This window comes from Streptomyces sp. NPDC045022 (genome assembly GCF_056432605.1).
This window is the reverse complement of the sequence record NZ_JBWKIR010000033.1, coordinates 1-17,170: the sequence shown is the minus strand read 5'-3', so window position 1 is coordinate 17,170 and position 17,170 is coordinate 1. Positions and strand designations below refer to the sequence as shown.

Here is a 17,170-nt window from a genome sequence, read left to right as displayed (position 1 = left end):
CGGAACGGACCGCTCCGCTGCGCGACCTGCGCATTTTTCACCCACACGGGCGATGTGGATCGACGGAGTGCCGAGGGACGCGGGACGGCCCTTAGCGTGACCACGTGATCGGTCGTCCGGTGGGCAACCGTCCTTCGGCAGGCAGTGGTTCGGCTCCCGTCAGCCGCCGTGGCCTCCTGCGCTCCGCCGCCGCACCGGCCGCCGCCCCGGTCCTGATGGCGGCCGACCCCGCGGTGGCCGCTGCCGAACTCCCGGGGTTCCCGGCGGAGGTGGCGCTCTACCGCTCGGCGTACCGCAACCGGGTGGGCGAGATCACCGCCGACGGGCTGTGGGCCTGCGCCCCGACCGGACCGGAACAGGTGCTCACCGTCGTCGACTGGGCCTGGCGCAGCGGCCGACCCTGGACCGTCTCGACCCGCACCGGGTGTTCGCGAACGGCTTCCTCGAACGTCTCCCGCGCTGACCGCGCGGACCACTGCAGCGGACCGCACGTCGAAGCAGTGGCCGCGGAGGCCCTCACTGCCCGTAGCGCCACCGGAGCCCTGCCGAGCGGGCCCGGTGACGGGCGGTGACTCAGGACGCGGGCGTCAACTGCGCCTGTACGAGCGGCCCGTAGTGGTCGGCGATGACGGCGGCGTCCGTCTCCCGCAGGTGCGGGCCGCGCGCGATGCCGTACATCACGCCGAGGCCGACGAGGGCGGCGACGGCGAGTTCGGCGCGCAGGCCGGCGTCGGAACCGGTCAGCCGGGCGGCGAGGCGGTCGGTCACCTGGGCGCGGAGGTTTGCGCGCAGGATGTCTCCGTGGTCGCCCTGCAGCGGCGCGAAGGCGATGCGCAGCAGCGGGTCGGCACCGCGCTCGCGCTGGCTGGTCAGGACGTGCCGCACCATGTGCCGGCCGAGGTCGGGCAGCGGAGCGTTCAGCAGGGCGTCCGCGTCCGTGTCGAAGGACATCACACGGGCGAACAGGGCGTCCTTGTTGCCGAAGTACTTCAGGACCAACGGCGGGCTCACCCCGGCCCGTTCGGCGACGGCCTTGAGGGTGATGTCGGCGTGCGCGTGCCGGGCCAGGAGGTGGCGGGCCGCCTTGAGGATGCCGGCCTTGGTGGCCTCGGCGTCACGGCGTGCGAGGGCGGGCGCCCGGGAAGCGGGCGTGGACGGCGTTCCGGGCGCGGTCCCTTTGTGGCCGGGTGTGGTGTTCAGGGTGCTCACGCTCCCTCCATCGCCTCGTCGTGGACGCCCCGGCTGACGCCCCGGGCCCGCCGGGTGCCGGCGGAGGGTGCGTCGCCCGGGATGGAAAGCGCCGCGGCGCAGGCCGCGAGCGCGACCCCGCCCGCCATCGCGAAGGCGAGCAGATAGCCGTGCAGGCTGGGCACGGGGACCCCGCCCAGGGCGGTGCTGTGGTGGACCAGGACGGCGGCGACAGCGGCGCTGGAGACAGCCTGGCCGATGGTGCGCATGAGAACGTTGACGCCGTTGGCGGAGGCGGTCTGGCCGGCCGGGACGGCACGCAGGATCAGTGTCGGCAGCGCGGAGTAGGCGAGCGTGATGCCGGTGGCGACGACGGTGGCGCCCAGGATGATCATCCACAGGTCGCGGCTGTCGGCGATGCGGACGGCGTAGCCGCAGGCGATGACGGCGGCACCGATGGCGAGCGTGATCCGCGGGCCGCGTGCGGCGGAGATACGGGCCGACAGCGGGGAGAACAGCAGCATGATGACGCCGCTGAGCAGCAGGCACAGGCCGGTGGCGACGATGGACAGGCCGAGGCCGTAGCCGGTGGACTTCGGCGCCTGCACCAGCTGGGCGGTGACCAGGGAGTTGGCGTAGAAGGCGAAGCCGGTCAGCAGGGCCGCCACATGGGACAGCCCGACCCGCGGCCGGGTCACCAGGCGCAGGTCGACGAGCGGCCGCTCGACGCGCAGTTGCTGCCACCACCACAGGGCGAGGACCACGACGGCCTCGCCGAACAGCCCGAGGACCCGGGCGTTGCCCCAGCCCCAGCTTCCGCCCTGGGAGACGCCCAGCAGAAGACACACCAGTCCGGCGGCGAGACCCAGTGCGCCGAGTGCGTCGAAACGGCCGGGCTCCCGTACGGGCGACTCCTTGACCGCCCACCAGGTGGCCGCCACCCCCAACGCGCCCAGGGCGCTGGTCAGCCAGAACATGGTGCCAGTCGGCGTACTGCACGACCAGCGCGGCGAGCGGCAGACCGAGGGCGGCGCCGATACCCGTGTTCCTCGATCGCCCGCGCCGAGACGGGGTCGTGCTCGTGGAGCCTGTCGAGGAGGCCGCGCCAGTACGTCACGCCCCAGCCGTAGGTCGAGCCCGGCGCGTTGCGTTCGTGGACGGTGATGTCGTGGGACGGGTCCCGTCGCTTGAGCAGGGGGGCGAGGTAGAGGCCCGCGGGCCCTCCTCCGACACAGACGACCTTCACCGCACACACACCTGACAGTCACCCGACGTGATCGACCGGCATCGCCGGGTAGCAGGGGGCCGGACCGCCCGATCGCGCCAGTTTGGCCCGGTGAGCCGTGCCACTCGGAGCGGCGGCGCGCGAGAAGGATCACCGCGCATTCGGTGGACTCGGCAAGGAATTCCCCGTTCCGGAGCGGATCGTGGCACAGGAGAAGAAGATCATCTTTGTTCAATGCTGCACTACATGTGGGTAATTGTCCGGATCACAGCCAACCGGTTCCGGGAGATTTCTTCCGCTCCCGGGCCCCCCGATAGGCATGTCGTCACCACCGGACCGATCTCCAGGAGACCCGCATGCCCGACGTCACCCGGCGCCGCGCGCTCACCGCGGCAGCCGCCCTCGCCGCGACGGCCGGCGCCGCCACCGCCGTCGCTCCCCTCGCCTCGGCCATCACCTCCCGCCCCTCGGCCGCCGGTCACGACCACACCGCGCCGGACACCTTCGACGAGGTCTACAAGGGCCGCCGGATACAGGGCCGTCCGGCGAGCGGAGGCGGCCACCACCACGAACACGGCGCTGGCTACGCGGTGTTCGTGGACGGTGTGCAGCTGCACGTGATGCGGAACGCCGACGGCAGCTGGATCAGCGTCGTCAGCCACTACGCCCCGGTGCCCACCCCGCGCGCCGCCGCCCGGGCCGCGGTGGACGAGCTGCAGGGCGCACCGCTGCTGCCGTTCCCCGCCAACTGACCGCCCCCGCAAGGACCTACGGAGCACCGCGCACCATGACCGTACGCAAGAACCAGGCCACCCTGACCGCCGACGAGAAGAAGCGGTTCACCGGCGCCGTCATCGAGCTCAAGCGCAGCGGGCGCTACGACGATTTCGTCCGCACGCACAACGCCTTCATCATGTCCGACACCGACAGCGGCGAGCGGACCGGCCACCGCTCCCCGTCCTTCCTCCCGTGGCACCGCAGATTCCTGCTCGACTTCGAGCAGGCGCTGCAGTCGGTGGACGCCTCGGTGGCACTGCCGTACTGGGACTGGAGCACCGACCGCACGGTCCGCGCCGCACTGTGGGCGCCGGACTTCCTCGGCGGCACCGGGCGCAGCTCGGACGGCCGGGTGATGGACGGCCCGTTCGCCGCGTCCACCGGCAACTGGCCGGTCAGCGTACGGGTGGACGGCCGCACCTTCCTGCGCCGCTCGCTCGGCACGAGCGTGCGCGAACTGCCGACGCCGGCCGAGGTGGAGTCGGTGCTGGCGATGGCCACGTACGACATGGCGCCGTACAACAGCGCCTCGGACGGCTTCCGCAACCACCTGGAGGGCTGGCGCGGGGTCAACCTGCACAACCGGGTCCATGTGTGGGTCGGCGGGCAGATGGCCACCGGGGTCTCCCCCAACGACCCGGTGTTCTGGCTGCACCACGCCTACATCGACAAGCTGTGGGCCGAGTGGCAGCGCCGGCACCCGGACGCCGGATACGTGCCCACGGGCGGCACGCCGGACGTCATCGACCTGAACGACACGATGAAGCCGTGGGGCGATGTGCGTCCGGCGGAGCTGCTGGACCACACGCGGCACTACACCTTCGACACCTGATCAGGTCTCGGTGGTACGGCACTCCGGGTGGCCCCAGCCCTGCGCGTTCTTGGCGATGGACTCGCCGGCCGCGTACGGGCGGCCGCACGGACAGCGACCGGGGAACTTCGCCTTGATGGTGCGCGAGGACGCTCCGCCGCCGGTGCGGCGGGGCGCCTTCTTGCGCGGGGCGGCCGTCTTCGGGGTGTCGGGCGACGGCGGCGGCTCCGGGGAGCCGAGCGCGCTGCCGGCCGCCTCCTGGACCGATGCGGCCTGGCTGGCGGCGCGGTCGGCGAAGTCGTTCAGCGGGTCGCCGTCGACCTGGTGGGCCGGGACATAGCGGAAGTCGACGGAGCGGCCGTCGAGGAGTTCGTCGATGCGGACCACCAGGTCCTGGTTGGCGACCGGTTTGCCGGCGGCCGTCTTCCAGCCGTTGCGCTTCCAGCCGGGCAGCCAGGTGGTGACGGCCTTCATCGCGTACTGGGAGTCCATCCGGATCTCCAGCGGCACGTCCGGGTCGACGGCCGCCAGCAGGCGCTCCAGGGCGGTCAGTTCGGCGACGTTGTTGGTGGCCCGGCCGAGCGGACCGGACTCCCAGCGGTCCGGGGTCCGCTCGTCGCCGCCGGAGACCACCCACGCCCATCCGGCCGGTCCGGGGTTTCCCTTCGAAGCCCCGTCGCACGCGGCCACCACACGTTCACCCATGCGCACGATCATGCCATGACCGCACGGGCCGGCGTTCCGGGCCCGGTCAGACGTCCTTGACCTTGGGCATCTCGCCCTCGGTGGTGGTGATGTCGATCACCGAGAAGTTGGCGCCCTGCGGGTCGCTGAGTGCCGCGAACCGGCCGAAGGGGCTGCTCATCGGCCCGAAGCGCAGGATGCCGCCGAGCTTGACGGCCCGGGCGACGGCCTCGTCGCAGTCGTCCACGGTGAAGTAGACGTTGATGTACGAGGGCACCTCGGGCGGGAAGTCGTCCGTCATCCGCATCCGGCCGAGGACCGTGTCCCCGCCGATGTCGAACATGCGGAAGTCGACGGCGTGGTCCTCGATGTCCTTCATCCGGTAGGGGAAGACGGCGGAGAGGAAGGTGTCGGTCTTCTCCGGCTCGCGGGTGAAGACCTCGGCCCAGCAGTAGGCGCCCGGGGTCGCCGTCGTCTCGAAGCCCTCATGGGTGCCGCCCTGCCACACCCCGAACACGGCTCCGCTGGGCTCACGGGCCAGGCACATGGTGCCGAAGTCGCCGACCTGCATCGGCTCCATCAGCACCTCGCCGCCGTTCTCCCGGATCTTCTCCGCGGTGGCGGCGGCGTCCGGCGAGGCCAAGTAGAGGCACCACTGCGACTGCCCCTCCTGGCCGGGCATGGGCGGGACGACCGCGGCCACCGCCTGACCGTCCACATAGGCCTGCGTGTAGTTGCCGTACTCCGACGACGTCTCGCCGAAGGTCCAGCCGAGGACCTCGCCGTAGAACCTCTTCGCTCCCTCGACGTCACTGAACATCGCATCGGCCCAACAGGGCGTTCCTTCGGGTTGCACGGCCATGGTCCAGGCCCTCTCGGTCAGCTGATTTGTCCCGCTACATCACGCTAGCCACCCCTCGGGCGGCCCGCTCGCCGAACGGCCGGGAGCAAAAACCCCGGACTGCCCAGGGTGCGGAGGCGAGGGAACGGCGCGCGATCACCCCAACCGCCACAGAACGCTCTCAAGGGGAGGTTTGCACCACGCGATGATCAAAACCGCCCCTTGCGCGCTGTACCCGGACATCACGCGTCCTGTTTGGCTGGTCCCAGCGCACCGGCATCCCGCGCACCACCGACCGATCCGCATCACCCGTGTTCGCCTCTCCGCAGGAGGGAATGTGTCCACTCCGGACATCGCCACCGGCTCCGCAGTCGAGGAACCCGACGCCGGGAGCCCGGCCGACGGGCAGCTCACCAGCCTGAGCACCCGGGCCGCGCGCCAGCTGACCACCACCACCAAGTCCGAACCGCAGATGCAGGCCATCACCTCGCGATGGCTGCTGAAGACGCTGCCGTGGGTGGACGTCAGGGGCGGCGCCTACCGCGTCAACCGCCGCCTCCAGCTGCGCACGGGCCGCGGGCGCGTGCACTTCGAGCAGAACGGTGCCGACGACATCCGGGTCGTCCCCCAGACGCTGACCGAGCTGCCGATCCTGCGCGGCTACCCCGACAGGGACGTGCTGCGGGAACTCGCGGCCCGCTTCCGGTCCCGGGAGGTACGCGCCGGCCAGGTGCTGTTCGAGGCGGGACAGCCGGTCACCGAGGCCTATCTCGTCGTACACGGACGGTTCACCCGCTACACCCGTGGAAAGTACGGCGACGAGGAGGTCATCGGCGTCGTCACCGCCGGCGACCAGATGGGCGACGAGGCGGTCGGTCAGTCCGATCCGCTGTGGCTGACGTCGGTCCGCGCGGAGACCGCCGGTGTGGTGCTGGCACTGCCGTGGACGGTCGTGGAGGAGCTCACCGAGCGGGCGCCGTCCCTGGCCGCCCATCTCCAGGCCTATGCCGAACGGCAGCGCAAGCCGATGAACCGCAAGGGCGAGGCGGACGTCCCCGTCCAGGCCGGCCACGTGGGCGAGCCGACCCTGCCGGGCGGTTTCGTCGACTACGAGCTGACGCCGCGCGAATACGAGCTGTCCCTCACCCAGACCGTGCTGCGGATACACACCCGGGTCGCCGACCTCTACAACGATCCGATGGACCAGACCGCCCAGCAACTGCGCCTCACCGTCGAGGAGATCCGCGAGCGGCAGGAGTGGGAGCTGGTCAACAACCGGGAGTTCGGGCTGCTGCACAACGTCGACTACGGCCAGCGGATCAGCACCTACACCGGGCCACCGACGCCGGACGACATGGACGAGCTGCTGTCGATGCGGCGCAAGACCAGGGTGTTCCTCGCCCATCCGAAGGCGATCGCGGCCTTCTTCCGGCAGTGCAACAAGCGGGGCCTGGTGCCCGGCACCGCGAGCGTCGACGGGCACGAGGTGCCCGCCTGGCGGAATGTGCCGATCTTCCCGTGCAGCAAGATCCCGATCACGGAGGACCACACCAGCAGCATCATCGCGCTGCGCACCGGTGAGGCCGACCAGGGCGTCATCGGGCTCTACCAGACCGGCATCCCGGAGGAGTACCAGCCGGGCCTGAACGTCCGCTTCATGGGCATCGACCGTGCAGCGATCATCAACTACCTCGTCACGGCCTACTACTCGCTGGCCATCCTGGTCCCCGACGCGGCGGGAATCCTGGAGAACGTCCAGCTCGGCCGGACCGCCGACTGACGGCCTGGAGCACGCCATGAGCACACCGACCCACTCCTACAGCCTGCCCGGGCCGCCGAACATCGCCCGGAGCATGCGCAGAGACCGGCGCACCGGGGCGATCCCCGGACTGCACCACCAGGCGGCCGCTCCCGCCGACCCGGTGAAGGCCGCCGAGGTCGACCGCCGGCTGGAGACCTGGGCCCGCGGCCTGGATCTGTTCCCCGAGGCGTGGAAGGGGGACTTCTCCGGCTTCCAGTTCGGCCGGGCCGTCGTACTGCAGCATCCGGACGCCCTCGACCTGGACCGCCTCACGGTCGCCGGGCAGCTGCTGCTCGCCGAGAACGTCGTCGACTCCTGCTACTGCGAGGAGGACGAGGGCCGGGGCGGAGCGCGCCGCGGCCTCGGCGGCCGGCTGATCATGGCCCAGTCGGCGATCGACCCGTTTCACGGCATCCCGGAGCTGGAGGAGGAGTGGCGTCAGGGCGTGCGGGCCGACGGTCCGCTGCGCGCGTACCACTTCGCCCTCACCGACTACGCCGCCTTCGCGACACCCAGCCAGACCGACCGGTTCGTGCACGACATCGCCCGGCTCCACCTGGGGTATCTGGCGGAGGCCGCCTGGGCCGAGACACGCCATGTGCCACGGGTGTGGGAGTACCTGGTGATGCGGCAGTTCAACAACTTCCGCCCCTGTCTGTCGATCGTGGACGCGGTGGACGGCTACGAGCTGCCCGAGCAGGTCTACGCCCGCCCCGAGATCCAGCGGATCACCGCCCTGGCCTGCAACGCGACCACTATCGTCAACGACCTGTACTCCTTCACCAAGGAGCTGGCGAGCGATCCGACCCACCTCAACCTGCCGCAGGTCGTCGCCGCCAACGAGCGGTGCGGGCTGAAGGCCGCCTATCTGAAGTCCGTCGAGATCCACAACAGGATCATGGAGGCCTTCGAAGAGGAGTCGGCCCTGCTGTCCGCCACCTCGCCCCTCGTGGAGCGCTATGCCCGGGGGCTCGCCGCCTGGGTGTCCGGCAACCACGAGTGGCACGCCACCAACACCCACCGCTACCACCTGCCCGACTACTGGTGAAACCCGAGTCTCAGTGAAACACCGTCAGCACCACGAGGAGCCACCCTTGACCAGCGCCCCCGTCGCCCCGACCCCGACCGCGCCGGTACCGGCCCAGTCCACGTACCAGAGCCGCGTCGCGGACTACTGGAACGCCGAGGAGAACCCGGTCAACCTCGAACTCGGAAAGATCGACGACCTCTACCACCACCACTACGGCATCGGCGCGGCGGACCTGTCGGTGCTGGACGAGCCCGACCCGGAGCTGCGCCGGGAGCGGATCACCGCCGAGCTGCACCGACTGGAGCACGCCCAGGCCGAGCTGCTCGCCTCCCGTCTCGGGCCGCTCTCCCCCGACGACCGCGTCTTCGACGCCGGCTGCGGCCGGGGCGGCGGCAGCGTGGTGGTCCATCTGCGCTACGGCTGCCACGCCGACGGCGTCACGCTCTCCGCGAAGCAGGCCGAGTTCGCCAACGAACAGGCGCGCAGGCGGGGCATCGACGACAAGGTGCGCTACCACCACCGCAACATGCTGGACACCGGCTTCGTGTCCGGCGTTTACGCGGCGTCCTGGAACAACGAGTCGTCCATGTACGTCGAGCTGGACCTGCTGTTCGCCGAGCACTCCCGGCTGCTGCGCCGCGGCGGGCGGTACGTGGTGATCACCGGCTGCTACAACGACACCTACGGACAGGCCTCCCGCGAGGTGTCGCTGATCAACGCGCACTACATCTGCGACATCCATCCGCGCTCGGAGTACTTCCGGGCGATGGCCCGCAACCGGCTGGTGCCGGTGCACGTCGAGAACCTGACGGGGGCCACGATCCCGTACTGGGAACTGCGCAGGCAGGCGGACCACCTGGTCACGGGCATCGAGGACACCTTCCTGTCCGCGTACCGCAACGGCAGCTTCCAGTACCTGCTCATCGTGGCCGACCGGGTCTGAGTCCGGCGAAATCCCGTCGACAGCAAGGGCGTCGAAGCGCTGGGATGGGCCCCGATGAGTGCCTTCGACAGCCAGAAGCCGCAGAGGATGCACGCGGACGAGGCCGACCTCGACGCCCCGCTGGTCCGGCGTATGATCGCCCGCCGGTTCCCGCAGTGGGCCGCGCTGCCCCTACGGCGCCTCGCGTCCTCCGGGACCGAGAACGCCATGTACCGCCTGGGCACCGACCTCGTGGTGCGGCTGCCCCGGCGGCCCGGCGCCGTGGCGGACGTGACCCGGGAGCAGCACTGGCTGCCCCGGCTCGGGCCGCTGCTGCCGGTGGCCGTGCCCGAGCCGCTGGGGAGGGGCGAACCGGACGAGGACTTCCCCTGGCCCTGGTCGGTCTACCGCTGGCTGGAGGGCCGGAATCCGGTGGCCGGGGCCGTCGAGGAGCCGGAGCGGCTCGCCGGGGACCTGGGGGCTTTCGTGCGCGCGCTGCGCCGGGTCGCCCCGGCGGACGGGCCACCCGGTTACCGGGGCGGTCCCCTGCAGTACCGGGACGAGCCCACCCGCTCGGCCATCGCCGAACTGGGCGAGCGGATCGGCAACGACGCGGTCACGGCCCTGTGGGAGCAGGCGCTGCGCACCCCGGAGCACACCGGACCGCCGGTGTGGGCCCACGGGGACCTGTCCCCGGGAAACGTGCTGATCGACGGCGGTGGGCTGAGTGCCGTGATCGATTTCGGCACCGCCGGGCTCGGTGATCCCGCCGTGGACCTGATCGTCGCCTGGAACCTGCTGCCCGCGACCGCCCGCGACACCTTCCGCAAGACCGTCGGCGCCGACGACGCCGAGTGGGCGCGCGGGCGGGGCTGGGCACTGTCGATCTCGCTGATCCAGCTGCCGTACTACTGGCACACCAACCCGGCACTGGCCGAGAACTCCCGGCACGTGATCGCCGAGATCCTCGCCGAGGCCACGTAGCGGCCCGGCCCGCCCGGGGGGGGCACTACTCCCCCGCGTACGCCTTCTCCAGCGCCGCGACGTCGAGCTTGCCCATGCCCATCATGGCTCGGGTGGTCCGTGCGGCCTTCTGCGGGTCCGGGTCGCCGACCATGTCGATCAGGCGGCCGTAGACGACCTGCCAGGAGACGCCGTACTTGTCCTTGAGCCAGCCGCAGGGCCCGCCCTCGCCGCCGTTCTCGGTGAGCTTGGCCCAGTAGTGGTCGATCTCCCGCTGGTCGGCGCAGAGGACCTGGAAGGAGACCGCCTCGTTGAACTTGTACTCGGGGCCGCCGTTCAGCGCGATGAACTTCTGGCCGTTGGCCGTGAACTCCACGACCAGCGCGGAGCCGGCCGGGCCCGGGCCGGCCTCGGTGCAGCGGGTCACACGGCCGATGCCGGAGTTCTTGAAGATCGACACGTAGTGGTCGGCGGCCTCCTCGGCCTGGCCGTCGAACCAGAGACACGTGGTGAATCCGTCGGTGGTCATGAGTACCTCCTGGGCGTGGGAACACGGTCTTCCGTATCGACCGGACCCCGGCGCGAAACTCATCGGCCGGACCGGCGAACAACCCGGACGGGTGAGCGGGGGCCCGCATAGCATCCGGATCATGACCTCTTCGCCTGCCGAGAGCATCCAGCCCTTCCGTCTGTCGATCCCGCAGAGCGACCTCGACGACCTGTACGACCGCCTCGACCGCACCCGCTGGCCCGCCGAGCTGCCCGGCGCCGGCTGGGAGTACGGCGTCCCGGCCGGTTACCTGCGGGAGCTGGTCCAGCACTGGCGGAACGCCTACGACTGGCGTGCCGCCGAGGCCGAGCTGAACCAGTGGCCGCAGTTCACCACCACCATCGACGGCGTGAACGTCCACTTCGCCCATGTGCGCTCCGCGGAGCCGAACGCCACGCCGCTGGTGCTGACCCACGGGTGGCCGGGCTCGATCGTGGAGTTCCTGGACGTTGTCGGCCCGCTCACCGACCCGGTGGCGCACGGTGGGGACGCGGCGGACGCCTTCCATGTCGTCGTACCGAGCATCCCGGGCTTCGGGCTGTCCGGGCCCACCACCGAGCCGGGCTGGGAGGCCGGACGGGTGGCCGACGCCTGGGCGGAGTTGATGCGTCGGCTCGGCTACGAACGGTTCGGGGTGCAGGGCGGCGACTGGGGCGCGGCGATCTCGCGCGAGCTGGGCCGCGCCCACCCGGACCGGGTGATCGGCGTCCACCTCAACCTGCTGCCCGGCGCCCACGCGGCCACCGAGCCGGCCGAGGAGGACCTGGCCGGGCTCGGTCCCGAGGAGCGCGAGCGGACGCTGCGCTCGTGGCGGGTCTGGGCGGACTGGTCGCGTGAGGGCATGGGGTACGCGGTGCTGCAGTCCACCCGGCCGCACACCCTGGCCTACGCCCTGACGGACTCCCCCGTCGGCCAGCTCGCCTGGATCGTCGAGAAGTTCCGTGAGTGGACGGACTCGCGGGAGCTGCCGGAGGAGGCGGTCGACCGGGACCGGCTGCTGACCAACGTGATGCTGTACTGGCTGACCGGCACGGCCGGCTCGTCGGGCCGTATCTACTACGAGCGGGCGCACGCCACCGGCCGGACCGCCCGGCAGGCCGAGCCGTCGACGGCGCCGACCGCGCTGGCCCTGTTCCCGGCCGAACCCCAGATTCCGCTGCGGCACAAGGCGGAGCGGACCGAGCATCTGGTGCGCTGGACGGAGTTCGACCGGGGCGGGCACTTCGCGGCCATGGAGGAACCGGAGCTGCTGGTCGGCGACGTCCGGGCGTTCTTCCGGCAGGTCCGGGAGAAGTGACCCGGCCGCCGGGTCAGGCGGCCAGGCAGAGACCGTTGTGGGCCCGGTGCGGCGCGGCGGCCGGCCCGCGGTGTCGCGTCGTCCGGCGGGTCAGCTCACCGTGTGCCAGCGACAGCAGGTCGCCGAGCCCGAGGCCGAGCGCGTGGGCGGCGGCCGCGAGGACCTCCGAGGAGGCCTCCTTGCGGCCGCGCTCGATCTCGGACAGATAGGGCAGCGAGATCCGGGCCGTACCGGCCACGTCCTTCAGCGTCCGGTCCTGCGCCTGACGCTCGCGGCGCAGCACGTCACCCACCAGTTCGCGCCACATCGGCTCCTTGGGCTCGGGCTCGGTCCCGTCCGGGCGGGCGGGGGCCGCTCGCAGCGGGATCACTCGGGCTTCGTTGCTCACCTGGTTGCTCACCCCGGTCAGCCTAGGAGCCGTCGTTCGCGGGGCAAGGGCCCGGTGTTGCGCCCAGAGGGAAACCGGGCGGCGCCCCGCCCGGCGACGGCTGTTTCGCGCCAGTGCCGAGCGCGGGATGCATGCGGGGCGTCACCGGGGGTACCCGCCGGGTGAAGGGTTCCGCAGGAATGCATGAAACCCCGGATCCGGGGTATCCGACGAAAACCGTACTTTGCATGGATCGGCTGCACATAGGCCGTAGGGGCAGACGTCGAACCGTGACTTTCGTGGGAGAGGTAATGAACACCGCCGGGATCCGGTCGCAGGCAGAGGTCACCGTGAGGACCGAGCAGGACAGGACGGGCGAGGAGTCACTTCCCGGGATCGCGGATCCGGCCTCCGTCGCCCCGCGCGACGCACGGGAGCTGTCCCGGCAGTTCTTCCGCCGGCTGGCCGAGCTGGAGGAGGGCACGCACGGGTACCAGTACGCGCGCAACACCCTCATCGAGATGAACATGTCGCTGGTGCGGTTCGCGGCCGGCCGGTTCCGGGGCCGCGGTGACGACATGGAGGACATCGTCCAGACCGGCATGATCGGCCTGATCAAGGCCATCGACCGGTTCGAGCTGTCGCGCGAGGTCGAGTTCACCTCCTTCGCGCTGCCGTACATCGTCGGCGAGATCAAGCGGTTCTTCCGGGACACCACCTGGGCGGTGCACGTGCCGCGCCGGCTCCAGGAACTGCGGGTGGAGCTGGCCAAGGCGCGCGAGGAGCTGTCCAGCCGGCTGGACCGGAACCCGACGGTCGCCGAGCTGGCCACCCTCATGAACATCTCCGAGGACGAGGTGGTCGAGGCGCAGCTCGCCTCCAACGGCTACAACTCCGCCTCCCTGGACGCCGCGCTCACCGGTGACGGCGCCGAGGACGGCGAGGCCGTGCTCGCCGACTTCATCGGGGTGGAGGAGGAGGGGCTGCGGCTCGTCGAGGACTTCCACGCGCTCGCCCCGCTGATGGCGGAACTCAGCGACCGTGACCGGCAGATCATCCACATGCGGTTCGTCGAGGAGGCCACCCAGGCGGAGATCGGGGAACGGCTCGGCTGCTCCCAGATGCACGTCTCGCGGCTGATCAAGAGGATCATCATGCGGTTGCGCCAGGGCATGCTCGGCGAACTCGGCTGCGCCTGACGGGTGGATCAGCCCGCCAGTCGGAAGCGGGCACGCACGCGCTTGCCGACGGGCACGCGCTCCACGGTGACCTCCGACGCCAGGGCGTGCACGATCTCCAGACCGTGCCGCCCGACGCGCCGGGGGTCCTTGGGGTAGCGGCGCGGGACGGCGGAGCTGCTGTCGTACACGGACACCGTGACGGAGCTGTCGGTGCCCTCCAGTTCCAGGATGTAGGGACCGTCGCTGTGCCGGTCGGCGTTGGTCACCAGCTCGCTCACCATCAGGAGCAGGTCGCCGTCGGTGCGGCTGTCGGCGGTGGCGCACCACTCGGTCCTGAGCTGCTCCAGGAACTGGGCCGCGAACGCGCGCGCCTCCGCGATGCATCCGGGTTCGCCGGTGTAGTGCGCGGCACGCCGCAGCGGCTCCACGGGTACGTCGAAACCAGTCGGTATCACTGCCCCGCCCAGGTGTTCGGTCATGCTGTCTCTCTCGGAAAGCCCTGTCCGGCCGGTCGATGTTGCACCAGTCCTCGTACCCCGAGCCGGGCCGGGCAGTCCACCGTATGCGTTCGCCGAGCGCGCACAGTGGCGAGGCTCACGCCGTCGGGGCCCGAGGATATGTGACAGCTCACACCGTCGGCGAGCCGGTGTCCTGTGTCTGCGGTTCCTCCGGCGACTGCGGCAGCGTGGAGGTTCCCGCCGACCGCTCGTTCGTCTCCGAGGCGGCCTCGCCGGGTGAGGACCCGGGCAGGGGGCCCGTCGTGGGGGGAGCCGTGGAGGTGGGCGTCTCGTCCGAGGCGGACCCGGGCAGGGGGCCCGTCGTAGGGGGAACCGTGGAGGTGAATGTCTCGCCCGAGGGGGACCCGGGCGACGGAGCCGGCGAGTCGGGCGAGGCCGGCTCGGACGGCGGCGTCGACTCCGGGGTCTCGGATTCCGGCCGCTTCGATCCCGGGGTCTTCGACTCGGGTGTCGTCGATCCCGGGGTCTTCGATTCCGGCTTCTTCGACTCCGAGGTCTTCGATTCCGGCGGCGAGGAGGACGAGGACGATGCCGACTCGCCCGGCGTCGGCCGGTTCCAGGGGTGCGGAACCGCCGGCGGCTTCGCGTGCTGGTCGTCACGGCAGTCGTGGTCGCCCCGGTGCCGGTGGATCCAGTCGTCGTGATGGGTGTCGTAGAGCACGAAGACACTGACGGGCTTCGGCGCGGGGGTCACCACGACCACGTTCGAGGGCCGGTACGACGGCCAGCGCCGGCCCGTCACCCTGGGTGTGGTCCGCTGGGCCACCGGCGGGGTGAGCGGGTTGCCGCAGGCACACCGCACCCGGGGCACGCCGCGCCCGTCGACCAGGACGGCGGTGCCCGCCTGGAGGACGGCCTGGTAGCTGGTGGCGGCGCCGTCGCGGAAGCCGTGGTTGGTGACGCGGGTGTCGACGCGCAACTGGACGGGGGTGAGTGAGCGCAGATAGGCAGGCACGCCGGACGGCTGGACACCGGCCACGGAGGCGAAAGACCGGTTCTTGGCCGGGTCGGCCTGCAGCGCCTTGATCTGTTTCTCCACGTCGCAGGCGGCGACCTTCCGGGTGCCGCCGTACAGCCCGGGCGCCCCGCCGTCCACGCCGCGGACCTCGTTGGCCGCACCGGTGGAGGGTACGTCGGAGGCGGACGGCTCCGGCAGGGCGGAACCCCGCTTCGCGGTCGACGCCGTGTACGGGTCCTGGCCCGCGCTGTCGGCGGACTGGAGGAAGACCTCACCGCCCTTGGCAGAGGAACCGCCGCCCCCCACACGGGCGAAGACCACCGCCAGGACCACGGCCACGAGCACGGCGGCGGTGACGGCGGCCACCCGCGGCACGGACTTCCACCACGGCCCGTGCGGCTCCCCGGGCCCGGCACCGCTGCCCGGCGGCTGCGAGGGCGGCGGTCCGGTGGGCGGCCGGTTGGAGCCCGCCAGGGGCCCGGAGGGCGGCCCGGTGGGGTGGCCGGAGGACGGAGGTTCGACGCTCACGAGCACTTCTTCCCGGCGCGGTCGTCGCGGTACGCGGCTTGCGGCTTTGATCAGTCGCAGCCCATTTGAGGCATTTGACTGAATATGTAGCCTATTGTGTGCCGTAGTCCGGTGAGGGTCGCAAGCCGACGCGGACGGCCCACCCGGCGGGCGCGGTGCCCGGGAGCTGCCTAGCGTGGCAGGAGTGAGCCCTCCCACCGTCCCCGAGCGGCCCGTCGCCCGTCATGGCTGGGCACAGGCCGTGGCCGCGGTGCTGACCGGGTTGGCCGTCATGGCCCTGGTGGCGGCGCCGGGCCTGTGGGCGGCCGGGGCGGCGGACCTGCCGGACGGCGCGTTCCCGCGGGTGGTGGCCGCGGCTCTGGTGACGGCGGTCGGCGGCAGCCTGGAGTTCTCCGGCAACGCGGGCGTCTTCGCGCGGACCGGGGCCGGCCTCACGGTGATGCCGCTCTCCGTGACACTCGCCGGCGCGCTGGTGATCGGCTCGGGCTTCCTTCGCCCGCTGCGGCACCGGGCGGTCGCCTCGGCCGGGGAACTGGCGGGCTGGGCCGCGCGGATCGCGGTGCTGTGGCTGGTGGCACTCATCTGCCTGGCCCTCGGGGCCCGGCAGACCTTCGCCGTCGACGTGGGCAGCGGCACGCTCAGCGATCTGACCGGCCTGTTCGGCTCCGCGCCGAAGGTCGGGTTCACCACGGACACGCCGCTGACGGTGCTGGTCGGTCTGCTCTGGCTGGCCGGGGTGCTGGTGCTGGCGCTGCTGGTCGCGCGGGGGGCGCCGTTGCCGAGGCGGCTGCTGCGCTTCCAGGAGTCGGTGCGCCCGGCCGCGCACGCGATGGTGGTCCTGCTCCTCGCCTCCGTCGTGGCCGGCCTCGTCACCGCGCTGATCGCGGCGGCCACCCACGGCCACGTCTCCGCGACCTTCGCGCTGATCCTGCTAGGGCTGCCCAACCTCGTCTGGCCGGTCCTGACCATCGGCCTCGGGGCGACCTGGAACGGGCGGGTGGACGGTCCGTTCGGGCTGCCGATGCCCCACGTCCTGGACGCGATCCTGCGCACCCCGGACGTCTCCACGCTGAACCTGGGCTCCCTCACCGACTACGACGGCCGGATGTGGTGGCTGGTGGTCGTGGACGCGGTCCTGCTGCTCGGCGTCGCCTTCCGGATGGCGGTCCGCTCACCGGCCCGGATCCGCCTGTGGCAGCACGCGCTGCACCTCGCCGTCGCGCTGGCCGTGACGGTGCTGATGATCTGCCTGGTGGGGCGGATCTCCGCGCACTACGGGCTGTCCCTGCTGGGCATCGGCGACCTGGGCGGCGGACTGTCCGGAGAGCTGTTCCTCAGCCCTCGGCTGTGGCAGGCGGTGGCGCTGGGCGCGCTGTGGGGGCTGGTGGCCGGGTTCCTGGGCGGCCTGCTGGCCCGGCCCGTGCACCGCAGGGCCTAGGAGCTGTCCGGGCGATCATGGTCGCTGTTGGCGTCTCTGAAGTCGATTGCCCAAGTTCCTTTGCCGCGCGACCATCACCGAATGGATGAAG

17 protein-coding genes and 2 pseudogenes are annotated in these 17,170 nt (G+C 71.6%); 10 read left to right on the top strand and 9 right to left on the bottom strand.

The window, feature by feature from the left end:
- Positions 1–104: 104 nt before the first annotated feature.
- Complete coding sequence (locus AC07C1_RS35480) at positions 105–572, top strand: hypothetical protein (RefSeq protein ID WP_478945899.1); 468 nt, start codon at positions 105–107, stop codon at positions 570–572.
- Between the two features lies 1 nt (position 573).
- Here the strand turns inward: AC07C1_RS35480 and AC07C1_RS35475 are convergent, their stop codons facing one another.
- The 3 genes and pseudogenes from AC07C1_RS35475 to AC07C1_RS35465 all read right to left on the bottom strand — a co-directional run.
- Entirely contained in the window at positions 574–1,209 is a 636-nt protein-coding gene (locus AC07C1_RS35475) for a TetR/AcrR family transcriptional regulator (RefSeq protein ID WP_478945985.1), read from the bottom strand.
- Positions 1,206–2,259: pseudogene (locus tag AC07C1_RS35470) on the bottom strand (MFS transporter); the annotation flags it as partial. The gene AC07C1_RS35475 and the pseudogene AC07C1_RS35470, both read right to left, overlap by 4 nt.
- Positions 2,222–2,434, bottom strand: a pseudogene (locus AC07C1_RS35465) (NAD(P)-binding protein); the annotation flags it as partial. The pseudogenes AC07C1_RS35470 and AC07C1_RS35465, both read right to left, overlap by 38 nt.
- Before the next feature lie 335 nt (positions 2,435–2,769).
- Between AC07C1_RS35465 and melC1 the strand changes: the two are divergent.
- Both melC1 and melC2 read left to right on the top strand, forming a co-directional pair.
- Entirely contained in the window at positions 2,770–3,165 is a 396-nt protein-coding gene (melC1, locus tag AC07C1_RS35460) for an apotyrosinase chaperone MelC1 (protein WP_478945897.1), read from the top strand.
- 35 nt (positions 3,166–3,200) lie between these two features.
- On the top strand, positions 3,201–4,022 hold the full coding sequence (gene melC2, locus AC07C1_RS35455; protein ID WP_478945895.1) for a tyrosinase MelC2: 822 nt from the start codon (positions 3,201–3,203) through the stop codon (positions 4,020–4,022).
- Here the strand turns inward: melC2 and AC07C1_RS35450 are convergent, their stop codons facing one another.
- The gene (locus AC07C1_RS35450; protein WP_478945893.1) at positions 4,023–4,718 is read right to left on the bottom strand and encodes a ribonuclease H family protein; all 696 of its coding nucleotides are present in this window, start codon (positions 4,716–4,718) and stop codon (positions 4,023–4,025) included. It abuts the gene before it with no gap.
- A gap of 34 nt (positions 4,719–4,752) precedes the next feature.
- A complete protein-coding gene (locus tag AC07C1_RS35445) occupies positions 4,753–5,547 on the bottom strand; it encodes a VOC family protein (RefSeq protein ID WP_478945891.1) in 795 nt (264 codons plus the stop codon).
- Positions 5,548–5,863: 316 nt separating this feature from the next.
- Here AC07C1_RS35445 and AC07C1_RS35440 point away from each other — a divergent pair, with 316 nt between their 5' ends.
- From AC07C1_RS35440 to AC07C1_RS35425, 4 genes are read left to right on the top strand one after another with little or no spacing between them, the layout of a single operon-like run.
- A complete protein-coding gene (locus AC07C1_RS35440) occupies positions 5,864–7,306 on the top strand; it encodes a family 2B encapsulin nanocompartment shell protein (RefSeq protein WP_478945890.1) in 1,443 nt (480 codons plus the stop codon).
- A gap of 16 nt (positions 7,307–7,322) precedes the next feature.
- Complete coding sequence (locus tag AC07C1_RS35435) at positions 7,323–8,375, top strand: family 2 encapsulin nanocompartment cargo protein terpene cyclase (protein ID WP_478945888.1); 1,053 nt, start codon at positions 7,323–7,325, stop codon at positions 8,373–8,375.
- Between the two features lie 46 nt (positions 8,376–8,421).
- Positions 8,422–9,300 (top strand): geranyl diphosphate 2-C-methyltransferase, encoded by an 879-nt coding sequence (locus AC07C1_RS35430; protein WP_478945886.1) that lies wholly within the window; start codon positions 8,422–8,424, stop codon positions 9,298–9,300.
- A gap of 54 nt (positions 9,301–9,354) precedes the next feature.
- The gene (locus AC07C1_RS35425; protein WP_478945885.1) at positions 9,355–10,263 is read left to right on the top strand and encodes an aminoglycoside phosphotransferase family protein; all 909 of its coding nucleotides are present in this window, start codon (positions 9,355–9,357) and stop codon (positions 10,261–10,263) included.
- A 25-nt stretch (positions 10,264–10,288) separates the two neighbouring features.
- On the opposite strand, the gene AC07C1_RS35420 is transcribed toward AC07C1_RS35425, so the two are convergent.
- Positions 10,289–10,771, bottom strand: coding sequence for a VOC family protein (locus AC07C1_RS35420; protein ID WP_478945883.1), 483 nt, complete (start codon positions 10,769–10,771; stop codon positions 10,289–10,291).
- Between the two features lie 121 nt (positions 10,772–10,892).
- On the opposite strand from AC07C1_RS35420, the gene AC07C1_RS35415 reads away from it, so the two are divergent.
- Positions 10,893–12,089, top strand: a complete 1,197-nt coding sequence (locus tag AC07C1_RS35415; RefSeq protein ID WP_478945881.1) for an epoxide hydrolase family protein — start codon at positions 10,893–10,895, stop codon at positions 12,087–12,089.
- A gap of 13 nt (positions 12,090–12,102) precedes the next feature.
- Here AC07C1_RS35415 and AC07C1_RS35410 read toward each other — a convergent pair whose 3' ends face one another.
- Positions 12,103–12,489, bottom strand: coding sequence for a helix-turn-helix domain-containing protein (locus AC07C1_RS35410; RefSeq protein ID WP_478945879.1), 387 nt, complete (start codon positions 12,487–12,489; stop codon positions 12,103–12,105).
- 278 nt (positions 12,490–12,767) lie between these two features.
- Between AC07C1_RS35410 and AC07C1_RS35405 the strand changes: the two genes are divergently transcribed.
- The gene (locus tag AC07C1_RS35405) at positions 12,768–13,655 is read left to right on the top strand and encodes an RNA polymerase sigma factor SigF (protein ID WP_478945983.1); all 888 of its coding nucleotides are present in this window, start codon (positions 12,768–12,770) and stop codon (positions 13,653–13,655) included.
- Positions 13,656–13,663: 8 nt separating this feature from the next.
- Here the strand turns inward: AC07C1_RS35405 and AC07C1_RS35400 are convergent, their stop codons facing one another.
- Positions 13,664–14,116 carry an ATP-binding protein gene (locus AC07C1_RS35400; protein ID WP_478945877.1) on the bottom strand — a complete coding sequence of 151 codons (453 nt, stop codon included), beginning with the start codon at positions 14,114–14,116 and terminating at the stop codon, positions 13,664–13,666.
- A gap of 148 nt (positions 14,117–14,264) precedes the next feature.
- Complete coding sequence (locus AC07C1_RS35395; RefSeq protein WP_478945875.1) at positions 14,265–15,641, bottom strand: DUF6777 domain-containing protein; 1,377 nt, start codon at positions 15,639–15,641, stop codon at positions 14,265–14,267.
- Between the two features lie 184 nt (positions 15,642–15,825).
- Between AC07C1_RS35395 and AC07C1_RS35390 the strand changes: the two genes are divergently transcribed.
- Positions 15,826–17,079, top strand: a complete 1,254-nt coding sequence (locus tag AC07C1_RS35390) for a streptophobe family protein (RefSeq protein ID WP_478945873.1) — start codon at positions 15,826–15,828, stop codon at positions 17,077–17,079.
- The last annotated feature ends 91 nt before the right edge of the window (positions 17,080–17,170 follow it).

Bases quoted from the DNA above. Each gene is read 5' to 3' on its own strand.
- melC1 (WP_478945897.1), top strand. From the start codon at position 2,770: ATGCCCGACGTCACCCGGCGCCGCGCGCTCACCGCGGCAGCCGCCCTC.
- melC2 (WP_478945895.1), top strand. From the start codon at position 3,201: ATGACCGTACGCAAGAACCAGGCCACCCTGACCGCCGACGAGAAGAAG.
- AC07C1_RS35450 (WP_478945893.1), bottom strand. From the start codon at position 4,718: ATGATCGTGCGCATGGGTGAACGTGTGGTGGCCGCGTGCGACGGGGCT.
- AC07C1_RS35445 (WP_478945891.1), bottom strand. From the start codon at position 5,547: ATGGCCGTGCAACCCGAAGGAACGCCCTGTTGGGCCGATGCGATGTTC.
- AC07C1_RS35435 (WP_478945888.1), top strand. From the start codon at position 7,323: ATGAGCACACCGACCCACTCCTACAGCCTGCCCGGGCCGCCGAACATC.
- AC07C1_RS35425 (WP_478945885.1), top strand. From the start codon at position 9,355: ATGAGTGCCTTCGACAGCCAGAAGCCGCAGAGGATGCACGCGGACGAG.
- AC07C1_RS35420 (WP_478945883.1), bottom strand. From the start codon at position 10,771: ATGACCACCGACGGATTCACCACGTGTCTCTGGTTCGACGGCCAGGCC.
- AC07C1_RS35415 (WP_478945881.1), top strand. From the start codon at position 10,893: ATGACCTCTTCGCCTGCCGAGAGCATCCAGCCCTTCCGTCTGTCGATC.
- AC07C1_RS35405 (WP_478945983.1), top strand. From the start codon at position 12,768: ATGAACACCGCCGGGATCCGGTCGCAGGCAGAGGTCACCGTGAGGACC.
- AC07C1_RS35400 (WP_478945877.1), bottom strand. From the start codon at position 14,116: ATGACCGAACACCTGGGCGGGGCAGTGATACCGACTGGTTTCGACGTA.